The sequence below is a fragment of the Synechococcus sp. MVIR-18-1 genome, from assembly GCF_014279835.1.
Taxonomy (GTDB): domain Bacteria; phylum Cyanobacteriota; class Cyanobacteriia; order PCC-6307; family Cyanobiaceae; genus Synechococcus_C.
In genome coordinates, this window is sequence record NZ_CP047942.1 from 2,039,541 (window position 1) to 2,060,778 (window position 21,238).

The following is a 21,238-nucleotide window of genomic DNA, read 5'->3' on the forward strand; positions in this document are numbered from 1 at the left end:
GGGAGTCCCAACAAACCACTGCAAAAGCATTTGCTTCAGCAGCTGAAACAGCAGGTTGACAAAGATTGAAGTTATTGCATCGAGCCTTGGGACCGATTGAAGCATTCACCACTGCTTGGAGAAAGTCATTCACCTACGGCGGCAAGGCAACAAGAGCCGAGTATGGGTGGTTCAATCTCATCAACTTCATTGCCATATTCGGGGGTTATGTGCTGATATGTGCTGCTGCCATTTTCTCTGTAGATATCGAGGAACTACAGATCCTTTTTAATCTATTACTTATTTATGTAATCGCAAGCGCTTTCCCCAATCAATCGATTGTGGTTCGTCGCCTTCGTGATATTGGCAAAAAATGGACGTGGATTTTATTAGCCTTGTCCCTTTCATTGGTTTCATCTGGTTAATTGTTTTGATGTGCCAACCTAGTGGGCATTATGGACTAAAGAAAGTGTCTGACCTGTAAAACAGTAAGAGTGATCAATGGCATCTAAAGAAGAGATCCGCGCTGTATTTGCTGACCCTCAACTAGACGGGATGGATGAGCTGTATCAATGCATTGGAGAGATGCTGCAAGACGGGGCGGTTTTTGAGAATGCCTATTCATTAGTGATCGCTGCAGGCGGTACCCCAGCCGACACCTGGATCAGGTTCTGCGTGCAATGCGCCACACGGTTTGATGATCCACCCGAGGAATCAGAGTTCCTTGCGGTATTAGAAGAGTTCAGCCGTTAGCACGCCTTGGGAAACCCATCAGGCAGCAAAGGATGCTCAGGCACCTAGGCATCAAGATGTGGATCAATCTGCAGAAGATCGGTTGGCAACGCTGCACACCGCCTAACTAAATACCCAATCGGGGGATAGGCGAGCAGCGAAGACCACTCGGATGGGGAATTCGGATTCGTTCTGTTTGAGAGATGATGATGAGGTCCAGGAGGTATGACCTCATCACAGCATGACCAACCTTGAAACTCTTAACCGTAATTGCTCTTATTTCTTGAGCCCTTCCAGTCCTGGCTGCCGGTGATAATTATTAGTTTAATATCAATGAAAAATAAATTGTAAATCGGACTTCTCTGTTAAAGGTGATATGACTGGAATTAGTGAAAATATGAAGATTGAGGATTCATGCAAATGCTGCCGGCCAAAGCATATGCGAAATATGTATCCAGACTGGAATAGTGAATACAGATAAAGCCGTAGAATAGGAAATTACTTGCGCAGTTTCCTGGTCAAAAATATTACATTTTCCTGCGACAACATAAATAGACTTTGCCAGCGGAATGGACATGAATATTACAAGAGTAACAGAATAAAAATCATTGAGAGCGAATATTTTGCTGATAATAATAGCTACGATAGGAGCGACTGCTAACTTGGTAATTACAACCATTAAAACGTCTAAGTTAAATGACTTTACTTTTAATTCGCTCATACTCAGGCCAACAGCAAAAAGGGCTACCGGAACAAGGCTCCCTGAGATATAAATGAGGAATTTGGTGACAACTTGATTTGATTCAATGCCTACAGATCTAGCCAAAATACCAATAAAGGTTGCGATAACGATTGGATTTAGTAAGGTTGCTTTTGTTGCTTTTTTGAAAACATTATTTTGATATTTATACTCATTCTTGATATTTCGAGCGCGCTCAAATTCCAGCAGAAGAATCCAAGATGGCATAAAAATAATATTCACAACGATAACCGAAATTGCCATCGGGACGGCAGCCCTTGCTCCAGTAATTCCAATTAGTATTGGGTACGCAACAAGGACTGTATTTCCGAGACTTGCGCAAAACCCCAATGCAAGACTAATACCTGTTTCTCTTCTTCTTAAAAATCTAAATACAAAATAACTTCCAATTATAATAACAAGATAGCAGACGGGATAAGCGATCCAAAATGGCCAATAAAAAAAACCCGCAGAACTATTGCCAGTTAACGCATAATATACTGTAAAGGGTGCTGCACAGTAGAAGACATACTTCATTAGTTGAGCACCAGAGCTTGCATCGATAATCTTTATTCGTGCAAAGAAAAAGCCAGTGGCAATGATCATGAAGATTGGCAGGATTATCGTCAATGAGACTGTCATAGCTTTTCTAATTCACGTACACATTATTATGGATGAAAGTTAAGTCATTTCGAGGATATGTTCATGTATCCTTTTGAAGAGCTATATAAAAGTTTAGATGATTCAGCTTATTGCTTTAGCAGTGATGCGATTATTGATTTGATTGTTAGTGTGCTGGCGAGAGCGTATACGAGCCGTGTGAGCAACATCACAGTACTACTTCAAGTTTTGTTATGACCAAAGACTTCATGCAGCTGCTGCCAATTTAGGTAAATATTTAACCTCTAATAATATGCATTTGTCGTGCTCGATGTATACTTTACCAGCCCCTTCGTGAGTGGGATTTGTATTGCGTGTAAAGATGCAGCAATGCTAAAATTTAATGCTAAAATACACAAAATAGCAGCCTTAGTATTGCTACTTGTGGAATTTCAAAATAATGGTTGCTTATGATTTAGCTGCAAATGTCAATTTTTAACATTCTAAATACCTTGGCAGACATATTGTCAAGTTAAGATCAAGCAATACTGCAGGCAAAGCATGAAGCTTCGATCAAATCTGTCAAAGCATCTGACTCTAAGCCTATTAGCTTTATTTGCAACTTTATTGAATCCTAGGGGTATCCCCGAAGCCTTAGCGGATCAGACTAGCTACACTGGGACTGGTCCTTTTTCTGTTTCAGTTTCAATAGTCGAAGGGCAGGGTTTGTTATTTAAACCATCAGATTCTGATGAGAGTAGAAAGAATTGGCCTGGAGTGGTATTTGCTCACGGAATATGTGGACCGGCGGAAAAATATTCATCCTCGTTATCTCGTTTAGCGAGTTGGGGATTTATGGTGATCGCAAATCAAAAGCAAGGGGATTGCGGGGTAATGAATGTAAATCATCCATTAGCCACACTAGGAAATTTCTTCCAACTACGACTGAAATTTCATAATGCCGCCGACTTTTCGTTGATGGCTGACGATATTCGTTCCAATTTAAACTATCTCATTGGACGTTTTGATGTTGATTCAGATCGAATTGCTCTTATGGGCCACAGCATGGGGGGAGGCATGGTTATCGATGTCGCCTCTGAACTTGGAAAGCAGCAATCAAACATTGTCAAAGCCGTTGTGGCGATTGCTCCTTGGAATGGTGTACACCCAACACCAAGTTCAATTGTCAATGATTCAAATGCCCCTATATTAATTTTTTGTTCAATGACAGATGCGCTCTGCCCTTGCTCAGGAGAAGTACAGTTAAGCGATACTCAGGGTATCTTCACTAAAAAGCTGTCGCCTATCATTCCTCTATTATTTGGACCACAATCTAATCCAACATGGAATGGTGGCTCTATGGCGATACTTAAAAACTCAAAAGATCTAATTTTAATGAATGTAAGCCAAGTCAGTCATCTTTCAATTGCAGGAATAGATCATGGAGATAAAATGCAAAGCTTTGCTGAGTGGGCGCGAAGCGAATATGGTCTTAACTTTAATCGTCCAAGTCGATCATATTCGGATATTCCCACAATGGAGTACTCAGTAGCCTTTTTAAATCAGTTTCTAAATCTTGACGTAAAGAAAGGACAATCCACTCTTGAACAGTCTTCATCAGATTCACGTATCTTGAAAGTTTTGAGGTCAAACTAATAACTGGATGTTTAATGTATTTTAAAAGTTTCTGTTAGAGGCTTTGATTAAGCATTTAATTGTAGCATCAGTGTCTTTGATCATCAGCTGGAATAGCTCTGACTTAATCTCTGATACGACTAAATGCCCTTACCTGCTTCAACTTCTCAAGGGTGGTCACGGCTAAAGGCCCAGCCCCTTCGTGAGTGGGTTTTTTTATTTTAGCGGGTAATACATAAAGGAGATGCCAGGTATAAAAGGTGATCATCAAGCCTCACGAGGCTCAGTATTCAGTTCTTTTCTAAAAGTTAAACCATTCAGATTGAAATTGTACCCAAAAACTGGATGAAGCTATTAGAATAAGAAGAAGCCTCATTCATTCAAACCAGGTGCTCTTCTGAGCCACCAATTAATCTACTTCTACTTGCTATTTCATACATTTCTTGGTGAATGCCTTCTGATTCTACTTCAAACCAATCAGAGTATTTACGGGTTTCGTCTTTTTTGACTCCAAAGTCATATATTTTATATTCTAGAGTAATGAATTCGCCTCCATCAGTCTTATAGCCCAGCTCCACTAATACTTTTCCTCCATCAGTGGGGAGATTGATCTTGGTATTGTTTTGCCTAGTTGTTGTTTCTACTGATAATGAAGCACTTGTACCGTCTCCAGAGATGTCTCGCATTCTTAAGAATAGAGCTGAATTATATTGTCTGTCTATTAAGTCCTTTGTGTCTCTCCTGATCTTCCAAGTACAGTTGATCTCCCCAGAAAGAATACTGCATTCAAAATTAGAGGAGTCTTTCGCTACAATCTTCCTAAAAGGAGCCTTCAGCAGCAATCGCATCTTAGAAAACAACTTTTTCATTGCAAAGAAAGTTTCATTTTGCATATTCTTAGGACAGACAGTGAATCCATTGTTGCAATCTTTTAATAGCTTAACGCGTGTATCGAGAGATACACTTATGGGGATGCGCCGTTATTTGATTTACTGACATTGATGCATGCATCACTTTAATATTAGGCCTGGAATAGTATTTCAGGAAAACAATTCATGCACTCTTAGTAAAATTTGAATTACATGAGAAAGAAAGTCAGAATTTTGGATATTCCGCCCCCGCCACGAGCGGGGTTTTTAATTGACTCACTCCTTTGGGGGACAACTCAGCAGCGAAGACCACCCGGATGGGGGATTCGGATTCAATTCGTTTCAGCGATGGTGAAGAGGTCAACAAAAGTAGATCCCTTAAATGCCACCTATTGCTATTACTCGAAACCGCTACCCACAACAGCCGGGCAGAGAGACTCTCCGGCTCTACAACCAACTGTTCGATGAAGCCCAATATCTAAATCGTGCACGTGGTCAGTACAAGGGGATCGTAGAACGCCAGCGAACTCATATTGCGGAGCTGCAAGGTGAGTTGCAGCAATTCAGCAAAGATATGGCTTTAACTCTCCAACAAAAGGCAGAGCTAAACAAAATTCTTCTTGGGTATGCCGATGTAATCGGCGAGTTGGAGAAAGCTGGTAGCACCCTGGAAAACGCGTTCGAACAGAATGGTGCCTGGGGCCTTTTCTCTGGATCAGCCTTGGTTGAAGCGGTTCGAGCATTTATTCAAACCTTCCGTCTTGCCACCCAGCAAGCAAAAGAAGTGAAAAAAGCCAAGGCTTTGGAGGCATCCCGTGTCGATAGCTGAGGGGCTAAGGAACACTGTTCAAGAAGCGAACGACCTTGATCAAAAACTGGCCAAGCGCATTGGTCAGCATATTGATCATCAATCACAAGCATTAGCAGCTCTAAGAGAAACTACAGATGCCAAATCATTTGCCCCACAGGCGTTTAGAGCTTTACCTCCAGCGATAGAGGAGCAGTTTCAGAGTCTGAGAGTGACTGAACTCAAAGCCATTGCCACACGCATGGCTCTTCCAAATAGGAGCAAAGTCAAACGTAAAGCCGACATCATTCAGTTCCTGATCAGTCATCAGGCTCCACTCGCTCCTTCTTACGAGCAACTATTGGCATTTTGGGTTGAGCACACTCAATAACAAGAAAAGTTCTTCCGGTAGATGATTTAGGAATGTTCTACATGTAGGGCAACATCATCAAAAGCACAACTATCGGTGGTGCCCTGACATGAAAGGACTCGCTAGAATATGAACAACCGATGAATGGACCACTAGGTATCTAGTCCTCCATTCCATGTCGCTCCATCAGGCGCGATGTCGGGCCTGCAGGGGTGGCACCCTGATGTGGAACCGAGTTGGGGTTTGCCGCTGTCGCTGTTTCTTTGCGTTGGCCTTGACCCGTCCAAATCGACTTTCTCCACGAAGCCTTCGTCTTCCACAATCTGCTGAGTATTCCGTTCAGGTTGTTCAGCAAATGCTTGATGAAGAGGAATCAAAGGGCTTCAAAACGGATATTCCTGAAGGTTGCAACTGTGTAATCGTCACGATGCCTAAGGCTGTTATGCGGGCTTATCGCCAACGTGAGCAAGCCTGGCTTAAACGATTAAGAAACAAGCGGTAGCGACAAACAGCCGGTTTTTCTATCCGGTGATCGACATGTCTACAAGCGTCCGCGAGACGTTAAGCACCGCCGATATGGCAAAGGCGCTTGGCATCTCCGAAAAATTGCTGCTGAAAATTCGTAAGCAAGCAATTAGTCCATTTGAACTTGGTACTCACTATCGATTTCAAGGGGTCACAACCGCAGCTCCCGTCCGCTGGTTTCCAGGGCCAACCGATGAAGCATTCAGCAGCTTCACTCGTGTAGATCCTGCATCTATCGAAACGATGAGGGGGGCATGAACAATGCTTTCCTCAGGAAAACAAACCCCCTGTCCAAGTTGCGGCAGGACAAAAGATGGCGATTGCAGATTCAACGACGAAGTAATCCTTTGCCATTCAGGTGAAAGCGGCGGGCCGAACCCAGCCCTCAGGATTGGAGAGGTCGTCAACATCGAAGGGCGTTCATGGGCACTGGTTAAAACCGGTGCAGGGCACTCCGGTTCAGCACATGTCTTCAAGCCTCACCAACCCAAAAGACAAAAGCCCCAAAAAGCGACACGAACAGGACGACAGCAAGAGCAACAAGCGAAAGCTGAAGTGGCTTCAATTGCCATAGAACGCTTCTTTGATGAGTTCGACCTGGCCTGGAATGTCATGGATTTTCATTCCCTTAGCCCTCAAGAACTCAAAGAAGGCATCGATGCAATTGAAACAGCGCATCAAACAGGACAAGAACTCTCAGATTTGATCCAGTCGATCTGGAGTGAGAACCATGATCTTCGGAGTCGCCACAGAGACCGGTTCAACGCTTGTATCCGCAACCTGGGTTATCAAGTCGACGACCTGCGCCACTTTCGCAATCACTACCTCGGGGAGATCATCTGATGTCCGTCGAAAAATTTGATGCAAACCGTCTAACCAAAGAAGAGCGCCTTGCAGTTCTGAATGGCAGCAAATCACTTGTCGATCTCGGAGCTATCGAACGACCCCATAAAGGTTTACCTGTACTACTTACAGACCTCTCACCACCTGATAACCCGAGAAACAAAAATGGAGAAGAAAAAAACCATACAGCAGGAAGTTGGGCGAATTTCGTTGCTGATCGACTCGGAAAGAAGCTCCGCTTCAACGACCTCACAGGACTAATGGAATACGAAGGAACCTCACTTCCAGTAGATGAAACGAGCCTCCTATATGTCCGAGCCCAACAGGATGGACACAAGGTTCAAGAGAAGCAATGCAACGATGCGCTGCTCACTAATGCATATCACAATCGATTTGATCCCATCCGCGATTACCTAGAACACCTTGAACGGGACGAAACTATACAGCCCGCCTGCCTCAAAAGCCTAAGCAGCTCCTATCTAGGTACAGATGATCCGCTCTATGACGACATACTCCGCGTGGCACTTCTTGGTGCTGTTCACCGACGACTAGACCCTGGCTGTCAGTACGACGTAGTTGCTGTCCTCAAAGGGGATCAAGGAATCCGTAAATCAACCTTCTGGAAAGTTTTGGCCTCTCCAAAGTGGTATTGCTCCAGTGTCCCTGACTCCGACAAAGACCTGCTATTGAACGTTCACTCAACCTGGATCTTCGAGCTAGCGGAGCTTGAGAACGTGACAACCAAACGTGAAGTCGGGCAGCTCAAAAACCTAATCACTACCTCAAGCGATCACATCCGTATTCCCTACGGGAAGGCAACCGAAGAAAAAGAACGCAACAGCATCTTTGTTTCCTCGGTCAATGGCGATGCCTTCCTTCGGGATGAAACAGGGCACCGTCGATTCCTAGTCATCGAATGCCCTCAAAGTTTTAAAGACGGTGAATCAATTGATATTGAAGCTGTGGTTCGAGACCGTAACCAGATCTGGAAGGCTGCCTTGCTCGCATACCGCCAAGGGGATCTACCCATGCTCAATACAGAACAACAATTGGAATCCAACCGACGCTGCGGAGATTATGAAATCAGCTCCCCATTCGAAGGGCTAATTGAACGCTGGCTGTCTTTGCCCAGCTCACCAACTCGTTTCACCAGTGATGAAGCTCTCATCCAGTCAGGCTGCAGAACCGAAGGAAATATCAAGCGTGCTGACCAGCAGGAAGTGACCAATGTCCTGACCAAACTCGGTTGGTCAAAACCTATAAACAAGGAAACCATCAACGGATTCAGAGGCCGCTTCTGGCAAAAAACGACCAACCCAACCCACAAGAATGACATTGGTCAGGGGGTTGGTCAGCAGGTTGGTCATCTATAAAACAAGCTCGTGAATGGCATCTCACTATTAGTGACCAAACTGACCAAACAATTTCAAGAGAAATAGATAGAGCATCAAAAGAAGAGGATTGACCGGATACGCAAAAGTTTCAGAAAGAGATTGGTCGGCTGGTCACTTTGGTCACCCGCCATAATGTATGCATGGCTAAATGCACCAAAAAAGAGAAGTTAAGGCGTGTCGAAGAGCTAGCTGACTTACTTGTCAAAGGGCTATCTCAACGTCAGCTGATCAACCATGTGCGGGACGATTGGGGGCTCTCAGGAGATCAAGCCACGAGATACATCCGTGAAGCACGAGACCTCGTCAAATCAGACCTAGATGACGTTGACCGCGCTGATCTACTTGCAGCAAAGATTCAGATGCTCGAACAAATCGCATCTGATGCAGTCGCAGCAGGACGGGAGAACAACGCAATTGGAGCAATCAGGTTGCTTGACGAGCTTGTTGGCCTGGGACGCGGGTAGTTGCACAGCAACAACGCATAGAGAAGGCGACTCTCTCCGCACTCACAAGTCAGAGCAGCAATTCAGACGAGGGCATGGCGATCCCCCCTCGAATGCTGCTGATCGAAGTCAAATTCTCAATAAGCGGGCATCTGGATACCTCCATTGAGGAGATAGGAGCAAGAGGCTCGTTTGTCACGCAGAGGCAGGAGAAAGTCCTGTTGTCACGAATTTGTCACGCGGACCCTAAACAACAAAAAAGCGGACCCTTGAGATCCGCTGTCCTGGAATGGTTTAAGGGGGCATTCCACCCCCACGAGTCACTTGGGTGATAAGGCTGACTTCACCCCATCTCCCTTAATAGGGTCAGGCAGCAACAGGGGCTGTCTGACGGGAGAAACGTACGATGTTGTTCGCAGTTACGGAATTTGCTCTTACCGAGCAGGCTTCAGTCACCCTCCTTATGCCCCGTCGAAACCATTGCAGCCCCGAAGGGAGAATGGAGCTGAGCGGAATCGAACCGCTGTCCGAAACACCGGTGTGGACCACCTAGTCCGTTCAAGAACGGACCTAATCATTCTGGCATCAAGACCGACAGACGTCGCCTCCTGAAGAGAAAAAACACCAGTGCTCCTGCGACGCAGCAAGTAAGCAGGGTAATTATTCAGAAAAACAAAATATTGATACCAACCAAAAGCCAGATTTCAGATACCCACTCCATGCAGTTTTCTTGATATTAAAGAAGGTAAAACAGTCAAGAAACCATCAACAAGATCATTATTTTGATAGATACATTTAATAAATCAAACAGTAACTTCTCTGCAATTTCGCCACCGCTTTTATCAAGGCGAGTGCATGTACCGGAGGCTCTCTGGGCTTACAACCAAGACAAGAGACTTAGGCTCAGATACTGTGTCAATCAGTAGGTATAAGTCGAGACGTAGTAGTGAACAAAAAGCAAGCAAAATCTGAGCGCATTAAAGGCGTCTCCGTACTACCTCAAGGCTTAGAGGAAGCTGGAGTCACTGAGCTTCTTGGCTTAGGAGCGAAAGCAGTGAAACCGCTGCGTAGGGCCGTCTCATTCGAGGCCGATATGGCTTGTTTGTATCGACTTCATTTGCAATGCCGTCTTCCTTTTCGATTGCTCCGGGAAGTAGCTCGTTTTCCATGCGATGGCCGCGAATCGCTGTATTCAGGGATTCAGGAAGGACTGAACTGGGAACGCTGGCTGCATCCCTCAATGAGTTTCCGAGTGGACGTCACCGGAACGGCTCCCGGCCTCAATCACAGCCACTACTCCGCACTTCAGGTCAAAAACGCGATCGTTGATCGACAACGCGACATCTGGGGGCAAAGGTCCTCGATCGATCTGGAAGAACCCGATGTTTGCCTGCATGTGCATCTCGATCGAGAGGGTGGGGTGCTGAGTCTCGATGGATCGGGCGGCAGTCTCCACCGCCGCGGCTATCGCGCAGAAATGGGGGATGCTCCACTAAAAGAGAATCTCGCTGCTGGTTTGATCCGCCTAAGCGGATGGACAGGAACCACTCCACTCGTGGATCCCCTCTGTGGTTCAGGGACCCTGCTGATCGAAGCGGCATCAATGGCTGCGGGGCATGCCCCTGGGCTGAACCGCAGCTTTGCCCTTGAAGGCTGGGCTGATTTTGATGACGACCTCTGGAGAGAGGAAAAAGAACGCGCACGCACGCGCCAAGAGCAAGGTCAATTCCAGCCCATGATCATTGGCTGCGAGCAGGATCCATCGATCGCCAAACAGGCTCGCAACAACGCAGAGGCCGCTGGCCTTTCCCACTTGATCTCCATCCAAACGGGAGATTTCAGAGATCTCCAACTTCCAGAAGGACCGGGAACGATTGTTTGCAATCCTCCCTATGGCTTACGCATCGGAGCCGATCAGGATCTCGAGGCGCTCTACGGAGATCTCGGAGCAATGGTGAAAACCCAAGCCTCAGGATGGGATTTCTGGCTGCTCAGCGGAAATGCCGGCGTCACGGGAGCCCTCCGGATGAGAGCATCGCGACGCATCCCCATCAACAACGGTGGACTCGATTGCCGTTGGCTCCATTACCAAGTGCGTTAGCCGAGACCGATCAACGACCCATTACGGCACGGGTGGTTTTGGACAAACCTTCAAGGGTCTGGGGCAAATAGGGGCCCTTCGCCAGCTGTCCTCCAATCCGCAAGCTCGCTCCAGCAACCACCACATTCAAAACAGCAAGGGTGAGCAACGACTGCAGCAACGTCCAACTGAAAGCGGTCAACGACCAAACAACAAAAGCCGTTTCAGCAGCCACAAGAGCCAGCAGCATCAAGGTTCCGCCCATGGCCAAAAACACACCGCCGCCAATCAGGCGACGCTTCTCGCGACTAACTTCTTGCAGAGCAATACGCACATGCAGGTCCATCACCGAACCGGCTAGCGCTGTCACTCGAGCCGCAGCGCCGAGGCCCCTTGGGCGGCTCTCTTGAGATCCTGGAAGTTCACTCATCAGGAACGACGACCTCCCATAAGCAGGGCACCGACAAGTACGCCGACCCCAGCAGCGATGGCCAACGACAACAGCGGCCGCTTCCGCACGGGACGCTCAATCTTGGGTCGCAAGGTGGAATTGAGATCATCAAGCAGCTGCTCGAGTTGCTCTTCAAGGGGTTCGAGGGTGTCGGCAAAACTGCGCACGCTCTCACCGGGATGATGCATCAGATCTTCCAGCTGTTGCTGCACGGTTTGCACCGCACGATCGCCTTGGGAGGCAATCAAGTGCACAACCTCATCAAAGCTGCCCCGGGTGGCCTCTAAGGCTTGATGCGTCACCTCGGGCCAACGACGCTGGATTTCAGGAACGAGAGTCTCAAAATGATCCCGAAACCGTTGCGCAAAATCCTTGTCTTCTTCTTGGGATGGAGCTGAGTCCATGGGTAGGGGTAACGCCTTCCTCAGCCTAGAGATGGTGTCTAGAAGATGACACCCATAACTAAGCAACTGTCTCGATATCTATTCCTGGAACACACGAATGCTCCAGATGATCCGGCATGCCGGCATGTGGATTTACTCCTGGAAGATGGCGAAAGCTGCCGCACCTGGCGTCTGAGCAGTGTTCCCCTTCCAAACGGCCCCAGCCTCCAGGCCATCCCCTTACCAAGGCACCGGCTGATCTGGCTTGAACGAACCTCAGCGGCTGTCTCTGGAGGACGCGGCTGGGGACGTCGCATTGTGGGAGGCGCTTTTCAAGGGGTCTTGCCCGATGACCCAAACGAGCTGATCAAGGTTGATCTACGCGGCACTGCCGCCCTCCACTTCCCCGACCCATTAACCCTCGAACTGGCCGATGGAAGATGCCGGCTGCACGCATCGGCTCATAACGCTCCAGCACAAAGCACTTGAGCTTTTCAGAGGCTTCGCTAGTTTTGAGTCGCTGACAGCTGTATCACCTGTTGGTCCATATCAATCAGGTCGGACTGACCCACTTCAAGTCCTTCGGTGGGGCGATGACCATCCCCCTCGAGACCGGTTTCACTGTCGTGACCGGTCCCAATGGGTCTGGAAAGAGCAATATTCTCGACGGCGTCTTGTTTTGCCTAGGCCTGGCCAATAGCCGTGGGATGCGTGCTGATCGCTTACCCGATCTGGTCAACAGCGGCATGCTCAAAGCTGGAAAATCAGCTGAGACCACCGTTAGCGTGCGTTTTGATCTGAGCGACTGGCAGCCAGATGCAGCAGAGGAGGGGATTGAACCCCCTGAGGACGGTCCCTGGATTCAGGCTGATGCCAATGAATGGACGGTGACTCGCAAGCTGCGCGTGATGCCTGGAGGCTCGTACAGCAGCACATACAGCTCAGACGGGGAGCCGTGCAACCTGCAGCAGCTGCAAACCCAGCTGCGCCGATTACGCATCGATCCGGAAGGCAGCAATGTCGTGATGCAAGGCGACGTGACTCGGATTGTCTCGATGAGCAATCGGGATCGCCGCGGCCTGATTGACGAGCTGGCGGGTGTGGCACTCTTCGACACCCGAATCGAACAAAGCCGCCGCAAGCTCGACGATGTGCAAGAGCGGCAAGATCGCTGCCGCATCGTTGAACAAGAACTACTCGCCGCGCGCCAACGTCTTGAAAAGGACTGCGCGAAAGCACGGGCCTATCAGGACCTACGTGATCAAGTGCAGCGTGGCAGGCAGCAAGAGCTGGTGCTGGCCTTCGAAGCAGCGGAAGCGGAGCTGAAGCAGCTCAAAGCCCGCCAACAACACCTCAGCGAAAAGGAGATCCGCGACAGCGCGACGATCACCGAGAAGGAAGCAACCCTGTCTGCAGAAGCAGCACGCCTGCAAACCCTTCAGGAGAGCGTCAAAGCTCTAGGCGAAGACCAACTGCTCAGCGTTCAGGCTGAATTGGCCGGCCTCGATCCCCAGAATCGCGCGCTCGAACGTCAAGCCACGCAACATCAGCAAGAAGGAGAACGCTTACAAGGGCTGCGCCACAACCTCACCTCCCGCCGTCACCAACTTCAAGCAGATAGCGAAGGCCTTAAGCAAGCCAACAACCCAGAGGTGCTCCAGGCCGCCGAGCAAGCCTGCCGCGACGCCGAAGCTGCCGTTGAAATCTCGCGCAGGCGCCTCGGCGATGTCGCGGGACGATCTGGAGCCTGGCTCGATGAGCAACGCCAACGGGCAGCACGCCGCTCAGACCTGCAGACCACGCTCACGCCTCTTCAGGAGGAGCAACAGCAATTACAAGAGCGTTTGCGTCAGGACGAAGCCCGTCAATCCGAGCTGCAGCTGGAACGGGACGAAGCCGGTGCCGAAGACCGTGAAGTCCAAGACCAGCTGGAACAACTGGAGCAGGAGTGGCAATCGCTGCTGGAAAGCCTTCGAAGCGGCAAAGAACAGCTGCAAGAACGCGCTGAAGCCGTTGCGATTCAACAACGCACCCGCACCAGGCTTGAAGAGGAGCAGACCCGCCTGGAACGGGAAATCGCCCGTTTAGAGAGTCGACGCGAGGCCTTGCAGGAAACACGCGGCACGGGAGCCTTACGCCTCTTGCTGGAGGCGGGACTGGATGGCATCCATGGAGCGGTCGCCCAACTTGGCGAAGTAGAAGATCGTCATCGTTTAGCCCTAGAGGTCGCGGCCGGCGCACGCATGGCCCAAGTGGTCGTTGACGACGACAGGATTGCGGCCCGTGCCATTGACCTACTGAAAAGCAGGCGCGCAGGCCGTTTAACGTTTCTACCCCTCAACAAAATTCGCTCGCAGGCCGCAGGTGGTGGCGCGGCGATGGCCCGTGGCCGCCGACCGGAGGGAGGCATTGGCACCGGCCTCATTGGTCGCGCAGTGGAATTGATCCGCTACGAGCCGATCTACAGCGACGTGTTCGGGTATGTCTTTGGCGACACTCAAGTGTTCAGCGACTTAGGCAGTGCTCGAGAACAGCTCGGGCGTTTCCGTGCCGTCACCCTCGAAGGTGAACTGCTCGAAAAAAGTGGCGCGATGACGGGTGGAAGCTTCAGCCAGCGCAGCGGTGGGATGAGTTTCGGAGTGAGCAGTGATAGCGATGAGGCCGAGCCCCTCCGGCAGCGGCTGCTCGAGCTCGGCGAGACCCTGGTCGCCTGCAGACGCGAAGAAAGCCGACTACTCCAATCTCTTGAGCACGAACGTCCACTGCTGCGTCAGCTGGAACAGAGGCAAGCGGCTCTCGATGCGGAGCGAACAGCAGCCAAGCGAGCCCATGGACCACTGCTGGAGCGTTGCCGCCAACGCAGTGAGCGTCTCCACAGCCTTCAAGCCAACCGCACGGAACAGGAACAGCGGCTCCAAGTTCTCAAAACCACCATCACCCCTCTACTGGAAGAACTCGAAAGAATCTCCACAGAGGAACGAAAAGTTCAAGCCGAGGCCGATGCCGGGAATTGGCAACAACTCCAGACTGAACTCGAACAGTCGGACACCGCCTTAGAGCAGGCCCGCCGCCATCGTGATGATCGCCTTCAGCATCAGCGTGAACGCGAGCTGGCGCAGACCCGAATCGGTGACCAACAACAGGCCATCGAAGAGGAAGAAAACACCCTCCAATTAGCCGTCACAGCACTCGCCGAAGCGCATCAAAGCTGGCGTAACGAACAAAAGGAGCTGCAAGAACGTCGCCAGACGTTGGAAAGCCAGCAACAAATCCTCCAAACCAAATTTGGGGAAGAGCGTCGCGCTCGGGATGCAGCAGAGGCTTCAGTGGCCGAGCTGCGACAGAACCTCCAGCAAGCCCGCTGGGAACTTGAACGCTTGCAGGAAGAGCGTCAAGCGATTCAAGAGCAACTGCGCAGCGGTGGAATCCGCCTAGAGGAACTCAAGCCAACACTGCCCAACCCCCTTCCAGAGATCCCAGAGGAGATCCGCAATGCCGGCCTTGCGGCACTGCAGGAACAGCTGCAGCAACTTCTGAAACGAATGGAAGCTCTTGAACCGGTCAACATGCTGGCCCTCGAAGAACTAACAGCACTGGAAGAAAGACTTGGTGACCTAGGAGAACGCCTGGATGTGCTCAGCCAGGAGCGCGAGGAACTGCTCCTGAGGATTGAAACGGTGGCCACACTCAGGCAAGAGGCATTTATGGAAGCCTTTGAAGCCGTGGATGGGCATTTCTCAGAGATCTTTGCAAGCCTGTCCGAGGGCGACGGCAAGCTGCAACTCGACAATCCGGATGACCCCCTCGAGGGAGGGCTCACCCTGGTCGCTCACCCGAAAGGGAAGGCCGTGCGCCGCCTGGCGGCGATGTCTGGTGGGGAAAAGTCACTGACAGCACTCAGTTTTCTGTTTGCTCTTCAGCGCTTCCGCCCCTCACCGTTTTATGCCCTCGACGAGGTGGACAGCTTCCTCGATGGCGTGAATGTGGAGCGGCTTGCGGCGTTGATTGCTCGTCAAGCCGAACAAGCCCAGTTCCTTGTCGTGAGCCACAGGCGACCGATGATTGGCGCCTCACATCGCACCATTGGTGTCACCCAAGCGCGTGGCGCTCATACCCAAGTAGTGGGATTACCCGATGCAGCCTGAACAACGGGCTCCCTGGCCTTGCGTCAAAATGAGTCGAATTGCTTCGGCTGAGGCCTGCGTTTGAGCTCGTCCCCGTCCCCCAACGACCCACTGGCAACCGTCCCCAGCGACAGGCTGTGGCTTCGCTCGGAATTAATGGGGACCCAAGTGATCACCCGCGACTCCGGCAGACGCCTGGGTGTTGTTGGGGAAGTGGTTGTCGATATCGACCGACGCGAAGTGGTGGCCCTCGGCTTGAGAGATAACCCGCTCACCCGTTTCTTGCCGGGACTCCCCCGTTGGATGCCCCTTGATCGCATTCGCCAGGTGGGCGATGTGATCCTTGTTGATTCCGCAGACTCGCTCAGCGAGGGCTTTTCCCCAGACCGATACAGCCGGGTGATCAACTGCCAAGTGATTACGGAATCCGGGCAAACACTCGGCCGCGTGTTGGGTTTTTCCTTCGACATCGAGACGGGCGAACTCACCACACTTGTGATGGGAGCTGTTGGCGTCCCCCTCCTGGGAGAAGGCGTACTGAGCACCTGGGAAATCCCTGTCGATGAAATCGTTAGCAGTGGAGCCGACCGAATCATTGTTTACGAGGGCGCCGAAGACAAACTCAAACAACTGAGCAGCGGCGTTCTGGAAAAACTGGGAGTCGGAGGACCGAGCTGGGAGGAGCAGGAACGGGAGCGTTACAGGGTGAACATCGTCCCTGTCGAAAACCAGCTCAGTTCAGGGCAAGCGGTGGAAGAGGCACCCAGGATGCTGGAGGCTTCCGATTCACAACGCTTCGAAACGGAACGGGAACTTGAGTACGTCGAACTCGAAGATCGCCGTAGTGACAACACGCGTGAGCGTCGCTATCTCGATGAAGCGCCGATGCAGGAGCGAAACAACTCCTATCGAGAGCCGTACCGCGAACCCGAGAGATACAACGAGCCCCAGCGATTCAACGAGCGACAGCCGTTTGATGAAAGGCAACCGTTCGATGAAAATCAGGCATTTGATGAAAGACAGCCGCTGAATGAGCCTTACCGCGAAGCCAGCAGGTTCCCTGAACCGGAGCCAGAGCGTTTTCGCGAACCCGAGCCGTTTCAGCGCGAAGACCGCTACCAAGAGCCCCAGCGCACATCAGCGCAATATCAGGAACGGGATGCAGCTCCTCGCATCGAGCAGCGTCCAAGACCGGCTTCACGTCGTCCGATCGAACGCCCCGGCGAACCACTGGATGTCGAACCCATCGAACGTCGCTCTCCCCAAGATCAGGACAGCCAACCGCTTGATGATCCCTGGTAAAACCAGGGATCATCCTCTCCTCAGCTCAATGAATCGCTTTTTTTGAACTCGAGTGAAGCGCTGTTCGTGCAGTAGCGCTGCCCCGTGGGTGCAGGTCCATCGTTGAACACATGCCCTAAGTGGGCATCACAACGCGAGCAGAGAATCTCGGTTCGAACCATCCCATGACTTCGATCCTCATGGGTGCGAATCGCACCCTCGGTCACACCATTCCAGAAGCTTGGCCAGCCCGTACCAGACTCAAATTTTGTGCTGGAACTAAATAGGGGCGCATCGCAACAGACGCAGTGATACATGCCGTCTTCCTTGTGATTCCAATAGGCACCAGTGAACGCAGCTTCAGTACCGCCCTGACGCGCCACTTGAAACTGGCTTGGGCTGAGTTTCTCTTTCCATTCCTCAGGAGTGCGTTCCACCCGATCTCCACCTGCGATTGGCGCACTCGTCATGACTGAACTTTTTAACTGGCGCGGACACTAGTCGGAAAGAGCCAAAGGCAAGAGTCCCTGAACCTCCTCAGCAAGGGCTCTAACGGCACCAGGTTCGCCGCGAAGGCCCCGCAAGTCATCGCGTTGACCCTGCAGCCTGTCCGGGGTTGCAAGCCAGGACTCGGCCTCTAGGGCGATTTGCTCAGGCGTGATCGGACCCACACGTTCAGGAACCACCATGCGACCTGCGCTGATGTTCGGCCAAGCCATCAATCCGTGGTTGCGGAGACGCCAGGCGCTGAGCAACAAACCGATCAGACGCCGCAGTCCAGGCAAACGGGCCAGGAGCCCGAGCCAACCATCCCAAGCCTGCATCACTCCCAAATGCTGGGTGGGCACCAACACGATCATGGGCACACCAAGAGCACCGAGTTCAGCCGTGTTGGCTCCCACCGTGGTGAGCGCAAGCTGGCACTGGCTCAGGGCTCCGTGGGCTGGAGGGTTTTCCTGCAAGTGAATCTCCGTGCCATGGCGCGTAATGATCCGCCGCAATCCCTCGCCCGATCGAGCCGGTTCAATCGAAGCAATATCGGTGTCATACCAAGCAGCGATGGGATTCGAGCGACTGGCGTAACGCTCCAAGTCTTCGACGGTGGTGGTGGGTGCCACCGGCAATAAAAAGCGGCAGCCAGGGCGTTGAGCCGCCAAACGATCGGCGGTTTCAAGTAAAAACGGAACACCCACACTGAGTTTGGCCGGTTTCGAACCAGGCAACAAAGCCACCCACTCACCCGATGGGAGTGGGGCCTCTTCTCTTGCATGGCTGGAAAGATCCGCCATCAAGTCGCCCACCACACGGCAGCGGCTGCGAAAGCGTCTGGGCAGCTGATCCCGCACCGCTGGTGCCATGGCGGCGATTCGATCGTTCCAACGCGGCCAACGCGCCACCCATTCGGCGTAGGTGATGTGGCGATAGCCCAGCCGAGCTGATAGCAGCACACTCCAAAATTGATCCCCACCTAAAAAAACCACCACACCTCGGTCTGGCCATACCCCAAACCGAGAAGGCCTGAACAACAACAACCAAAATTGCCGGGCCAGCGTGATGCGATCAAACAAACCCCAACGGGAGGCTGCGGTGGCTTCTGTTCCGGTGGCATTGGGACAGGGGACCAAAACGAGCCGCAGGCTCAATAACGATCCAGGAGCCCTGGGCCGCATCAGTAGGCGGCGATGCAGCTGCTCTGCCAGGGGGCGAACCCAGGTCGTGAGTTCACCGGGGCCGTTGGAGACAAACACAACAGCCAGGGTTTGGTCCTTGGTGTGTGACGTCACTCAGTGCCGGTGGGGCTGGGAAAGAATGATGCGGATGGCGAGACTTGAACTCGCAAGGCCGAAGCCACACGCTCCTTAGACGTGCGTGTCTACCAATTCCACCACATCCGCGTGGCGACGCTGCCGAGATGGCTCGTCGATGGATGAGTATACCGAGAGGCCTAAAAGTCCCAACCGCTGATACGATCCGCGCTGGCTCGGATGCTGCGGAATGCCCATCGGCAAGGTGCTGATCGCCAACCGCGGCGAGATTGCCCTAAGAATTCTGAGAAGTTGTCGTGAACTCGGCATCAGCACGGTTGCGGTGTACAGCACCGTGGATCGCTCTGCACTGCACGTGCAGCTCGCTGATGAAGCGGTCTGCGTCGGCGAAGGCCCTAGCAACAAGAGCTACCTCAACATCCCCAACATCCTGGCGGCAGCCACCTCTCGCGGTGTGGATGCCATTCACCCCGGCTATGGATTTTTGGCGGAAAACGACCGCTTCGCCGAGATGTGCCGCGATCACGGCATCACCTTTATCGGCCCCTCTCCCCACGCCATCCGCTCGATGGGGGACAAATCAACGGCGAAATCCACCATGCAGGCTGTTGGCGTGCCAACGGTGCCTGGTAGCGAAGGCCTGTTACCCAACCCGGAGGCAGCTGCTGAGCTCGCTGCTGCCATGGGATATCCCGTCATGATCAAGGCCACCGCTGGAGGCGGTGGTCGTGGCATGCGGCTCGTCCCCAGTCCTGATCAGTTGGTGAAGCTGTACAAAGCGGCTCAAGGGGAAGCCGATGCAGCGTTTGGGAATCCGGGGCTGTACATGGAAAAATTCATCGACCGTCCCCGGCACGTCGAGGTGCAGATCCTCGCGGACCGGCACGGCAACGTGGTTCATCTCGGCGAACGGGACTGTTCGATCCAACGACGTCATCAGAAACTTCTCGAGGAAGCGCCAAGCCCTGCCCTCGACCCTGAGCTGCGTCGTCAGATGGGAGATGCAGCAGTGGCAGCGGCGCGAAGCATCAATTACGAGGGGGCCGGAACGGTGGAATTCCTCCTGGACAGAAACGGTGGCTTTTATTTCATGGAAATGAATACCCGCATCCAGGTCGAGCATCCCGTCACGGAAATGGTGACGGGTATCGACCTGATTGCTGAGCAGCTACGCATCGCCGGAGGCGAACCGATCAGCGTGCGCCAAGAAGACATTCAGATGAACGGTCATGCGATCGAATGCCGAATCAATGCCGAAGATGCGCAGCACAATTTTCGGCCAGCCCCTGGACGAATCACTGGATGGTTGCCTCCTGGAGGACCTGGAGTACGGGTCGACAGCCACGTGTACACGGGCTACGACATTCCGCCCTTCTATGACTCCCTGATTGGCAAACTGATCATCTGGGCGCCCAATCGTCCTGCTGCACTCGCACGCATGAAACGAGCTCTCAACGAGTGCGCCATCACAGGGATCCCAACAACGGTGGACTTCCATCTGCGCATGCTCGACCGCCCTGAATTCCAAAGGGGTGACGTGCACACCAAATTCGTCGAAGAGGAGATGCTTTAAGGCAGCTCACTTATGCCGGGCACTGCTTCCCCAGAGTGATTTAGGCGATGGACTGGGCGCGGAGCAGCACCAGTGAGAGCAACCCCTGCTGGCCCACCAACAGTTCGCGCAGCAGGCTGAGCAGCCCAACCCAGATCACGGGAGTGACATCCACGCCCCCGATGGGAGAGACAACCCGGCGGGTCAACCCCAAAATCGCCTCAGTGGGCCAGGCCACAAGGGGCCAGAAGCCTTTGGAAAGATCCACCTGGGGGTACCAAGTGAGCACGATGCGCGCCAGGAAGGTGAGGGTCCATGCGGCCAACAGCAAACCCAGTGCCACGTTGAGCAGCGGAAGGATGGCGATAAGCGTTGGCGTCACAAAGCCCTAAGCAATGGAGCTGTCATCGTAGAAACTTGACCCTGATCCCTAGGATCGCAGCGAATCAGGCCTCGCTGTACGCATTCGGTCCTAATCCCCTATGACGCCTTCCCTCTCCAATTTTCTTACCAGCCTTGTTGCTGGTGTAGCGATCGTTGTGATCCCTGCTTCTATCGGGCTCTTTTTTCTCAGCCAAACCGACCAGGTTGATCGCAAACTTTGAAGACCCTTTCACGCTCCGTAGACTGAGCTCACTCGACCCGAGCTTCGGTTCCACGCAGGTCCTTATCAGAGAGCTTCACT

22 protein-coding genes and 1 tRNA gene are annotated in these 21,238 nt (G+C 52.0%); 15 read left to right on the top strand and 8 right to left on the bottom strand.

Going from position 1 to position 21,238, the window contains the following annotated elements; genetic code table 11:
* Positions 1–86: 86 nt before the first annotated feature.
* The gene (locus SynMVIR181_RS11065; protein ID WP_255444279.1) at positions 87–404 is read left to right on the top strand and encodes a DUF805 domain-containing protein; all 318 of its coding nucleotides are present in this window, start codon (positions 87–89) and stop codon (positions 402–404) included.
* Between the two features lie 76 nt (positions 405–480).
* Positions 481–732 (top strand): hypothetical protein, encoded by a 252-nt coding sequence (locus SynMVIR181_RS11070; protein ID WP_186589270.1) that lies wholly within the window; start codon positions 481–483, stop codon positions 730–732.
* A gap of 391 nt (positions 733–1,123) precedes the next feature.
* Here the strand turns inward: SynMVIR181_RS11070 and SynMVIR181_RS11080 are convergent, their stop codons facing one another.
* Positions 1,124–2,092 (bottom strand): AEC family transporter, encoded by a 969-nt coding sequence (locus SynMVIR181_RS11080; protein ID WP_255444280.1) that lies wholly within the window; start codon positions 2,090–2,092, stop codon positions 1,124–1,126.
* Positions 2,093–2,611: 519 nt separating this feature from the next.
* Between SynMVIR181_RS11080 and SynMVIR181_RS11085 the strand changes: the two genes are divergently transcribed.
* Positions 2,612–3,706 carry a dienelactone hydrolase family protein gene (locus tag SynMVIR181_RS11085; protein WP_186589272.1) on the top strand — a complete coding sequence of 365 codons (1,095 nt, stop codon included), beginning with the start codon at positions 2,612–2,614 and terminating at the stop codon, positions 3,704–3,706.
* 359 nt (positions 3,707–4,065) lie between these two features.
* Here SynMVIR181_RS11085 and SynMVIR181_RS11090 read toward each other — a convergent pair whose 3' ends face one another.
* A complete protein-coding gene (locus SynMVIR181_RS11090) occupies positions 4,066–4,578 on the bottom strand; it encodes a DUF4912 domain-containing protein (protein ID WP_255444281.1) in 513 nt (170 codons plus the stop codon).
* A 358-nt stretch (positions 4,579–4,936) separates the two neighbouring features.
* Between SynMVIR181_RS11090 and SynMVIR181_RS13345 the strand changes: the two genes are divergently transcribed.
* The 7 genes from SynMVIR181_RS13345 (at position 4,937) to SynMVIR181_RS11130 (ending at position 11,017) form a co-directional block, all read left to right on the top strand.
* The gene (locus SynMVIR181_RS13345; RefSeq protein WP_255444282.1) at positions 4,937–5,383 is read left to right on the top strand and encodes a hypothetical protein; all 447 of its coding nucleotides are present in this window, start codon (positions 4,937–4,939) and stop codon (positions 5,381–5,383) included.
* Positions 5,370–5,732 carry a hypothetical protein gene (locus SynMVIR181_RS11100; RefSeq protein WP_186589273.1) on the top strand — a complete coding sequence of 121 codons (363 nt, stop codon included), beginning with the start codon at positions 5,370–5,372 and terminating at the stop codon, positions 5,730–5,732. The genes SynMVIR181_RS13345 and SynMVIR181_RS11100 overlap by 14 nt, the downstream gene beginning before the upstream one ends.
* Positions 5,733–6,248: 516 nt before the next feature.
* Complete coding sequence (locus SynMVIR181_RS11105) at positions 6,249–6,494, top strand: hypothetical protein (RefSeq protein ID WP_186589274.1); 246 nt, start codon at positions 6,249–6,251, stop codon at positions 6,492–6,494.
* Positions 6,495–6,497: 3 nt separating this feature from the next.
* On the top strand, positions 6,498–7,079 hold the full coding sequence (locus tag SynMVIR181_RS11110) for a hypothetical protein (protein WP_186589275.1): 582 nt from the start codon (positions 6,498–6,500) through the stop codon (positions 7,077–7,079).
* Positions 7,079–8,452, top strand: coding sequence for a virulence-associated E family protein (locus tag SynMVIR181_RS11115; protein ID WP_222929414.1), 1,374 nt, complete (start codon positions 7,079–7,081; stop codon positions 8,450–8,452). Before SynMVIR181_RS11110 ends, SynMVIR181_RS11115 begins: the two co-directional genes overlap by 1 nt.
* A gap of 161 nt (positions 8,453–8,613) precedes the next feature.
* Positions 8,614–8,937, top strand: coding sequence for a hypothetical protein (locus tag SynMVIR181_RS11120; protein ID WP_186589277.1), 324 nt, complete (start codon positions 8,614–8,616; stop codon positions 8,935–8,937).
* 925 nt (positions 8,938–9,862) lie between these two features.
* Positions 9,863–11,017, top strand: coding sequence for a class I SAM-dependent RNA methyltransferase (locus tag SynMVIR181_RS11130; RefSeq protein ID WP_186589278.1), 1,155 nt, complete (start codon positions 9,863–9,865; stop codon positions 11,015–11,017).
* Positions 11,018–11,027: 10 nt separating this feature from the next.
* On the opposite strand, the gene SynMVIR181_RS11135 is transcribed toward SynMVIR181_RS11130, so the two are convergent.
* Positions 11,028–11,426, bottom strand: coding sequence for a phage holin family protein (locus SynMVIR181_RS11135; RefSeq protein WP_186589279.1), 399 nt, complete (start codon positions 11,424–11,426; stop codon positions 11,028–11,030).
* Positions 11,426–11,851 carry a hypothetical protein gene (locus SynMVIR181_RS11140; protein WP_186589280.1) on the bottom strand — a complete coding sequence of 142 codons (426 nt, stop codon included), beginning with the start codon at positions 11,849–11,851 and terminating at the stop codon, positions 11,426–11,428. The genes SynMVIR181_RS11135 and SynMVIR181_RS11140 overlap by 1 nt, the downstream gene beginning before the upstream one ends.
* Before the next feature lie 45 nt (positions 11,852–11,896).
* On the opposite strand from SynMVIR181_RS11140, the gene SynMVIR181_RS11145 reads away from it, so the two are divergent.
* From SynMVIR181_RS11145 to SynMVIR181_RS11155, 3 genes are all read left to right on the top strand, one after another.
* The gene (locus SynMVIR181_RS11145; RefSeq protein WP_186589281.1) at positions 11,897–12,319 is read left to right on the top strand and encodes a hypothetical protein; all 423 of its coding nucleotides are present in this window, start codon (positions 11,897–11,899) and stop codon (positions 12,317–12,319) included.
* Positions 12,320–12,423: 104 nt separating this feature from the next.
* Complete coding sequence (smc, locus tag SynMVIR181_RS11150; RefSeq protein WP_370593848.1) at positions 12,424–15,975, top strand: chromosome segregation protein SMC; 3,552 nt, start codon at positions 12,424–12,426, stop codon at positions 15,973–15,975.
* A 60-nt stretch (positions 15,976–16,035) separates the two neighbouring features.
* A complete protein-coding gene (locus tag SynMVIR181_RS11155) occupies positions 16,036–17,256 on the top strand; it encodes a PRC-barrel domain-containing protein (protein ID WP_186589283.1) in 1,221 nt (406 codons plus the stop codon).
* 20 nt (positions 17,257–17,276) lie between these two features.
* Here SynMVIR181_RS11155 and msrB read toward each other — a convergent pair whose 3' ends face one another.
* From msrB to SynMVIR181_RS11170, 3 genes are all read right to left on the bottom strand, one after another.
* Positions 17,277–17,705, bottom strand: coding sequence for a peptide-methionine (R)-S-oxide reductase MsrB (msrB, locus tag SynMVIR181_RS11160; RefSeq protein ID WP_186589284.1), 429 nt, complete (start codon positions 17,703–17,705; stop codon positions 17,277–17,279).
* 27 nt (positions 17,706–17,732) lie between these two features.
* On the bottom strand, positions 17,733–19,019 hold the full coding sequence (locus SynMVIR181_RS11165; RefSeq protein WP_186589285.1) for a glycosyl transferase: 1,287 nt from the start codon (positions 19,017–19,019) through the stop codon (positions 17,733–17,735).
* A 29-nt stretch (positions 19,020–19,048) separates the two neighbouring features.
* Positions 19,049–19,130 (bottom strand) — tRNA-Leu (locus SynMVIR181_RS11170).
* Between the two features lie 100 nt (positions 19,131–19,230).
* Between SynMVIR181_RS11170 and accC the strand changes: the two genes are divergently transcribed.
* Complete coding sequence (gene accC / locus SynMVIR181_RS11175) at positions 19,231–20,574, top strand: acetyl-CoA carboxylase biotin carboxylase subunit (protein ID WP_186589286.1); 1,344 nt, start codon at positions 19,231–19,233, stop codon at positions 20,572–20,574.
* A 40-nt stretch (positions 20,575–20,614) separates the two neighbouring features.
* Here the strand turns inward: accC and SynMVIR181_RS11180 are convergent, their stop codons facing one another.
* The gene (locus SynMVIR181_RS11180; protein WP_186523892.1) at positions 20,615–20,935 is read right to left on the bottom strand and encodes a YggT family protein; all 321 of its coding nucleotides are present in this window, start codon (positions 20,933–20,935) and stop codon (positions 20,615–20,617) included.
* Positions 20,936–21,035: 100 nt separating this feature from the next.
* Here SynMVIR181_RS11180 and psbX point away from each other — a divergent pair, with 100 nt between their 5' ends.
* Entirely contained in the window at positions 21,036–21,158 is a 123-nt protein-coding gene (gene psbX / locus SynMVIR181_RS11185) for a photosystem II reaction center X protein (protein ID WP_011620364.1), read from the top strand.
* Positions 21,159–21,238: the final 80 nt, after the last annotated feature.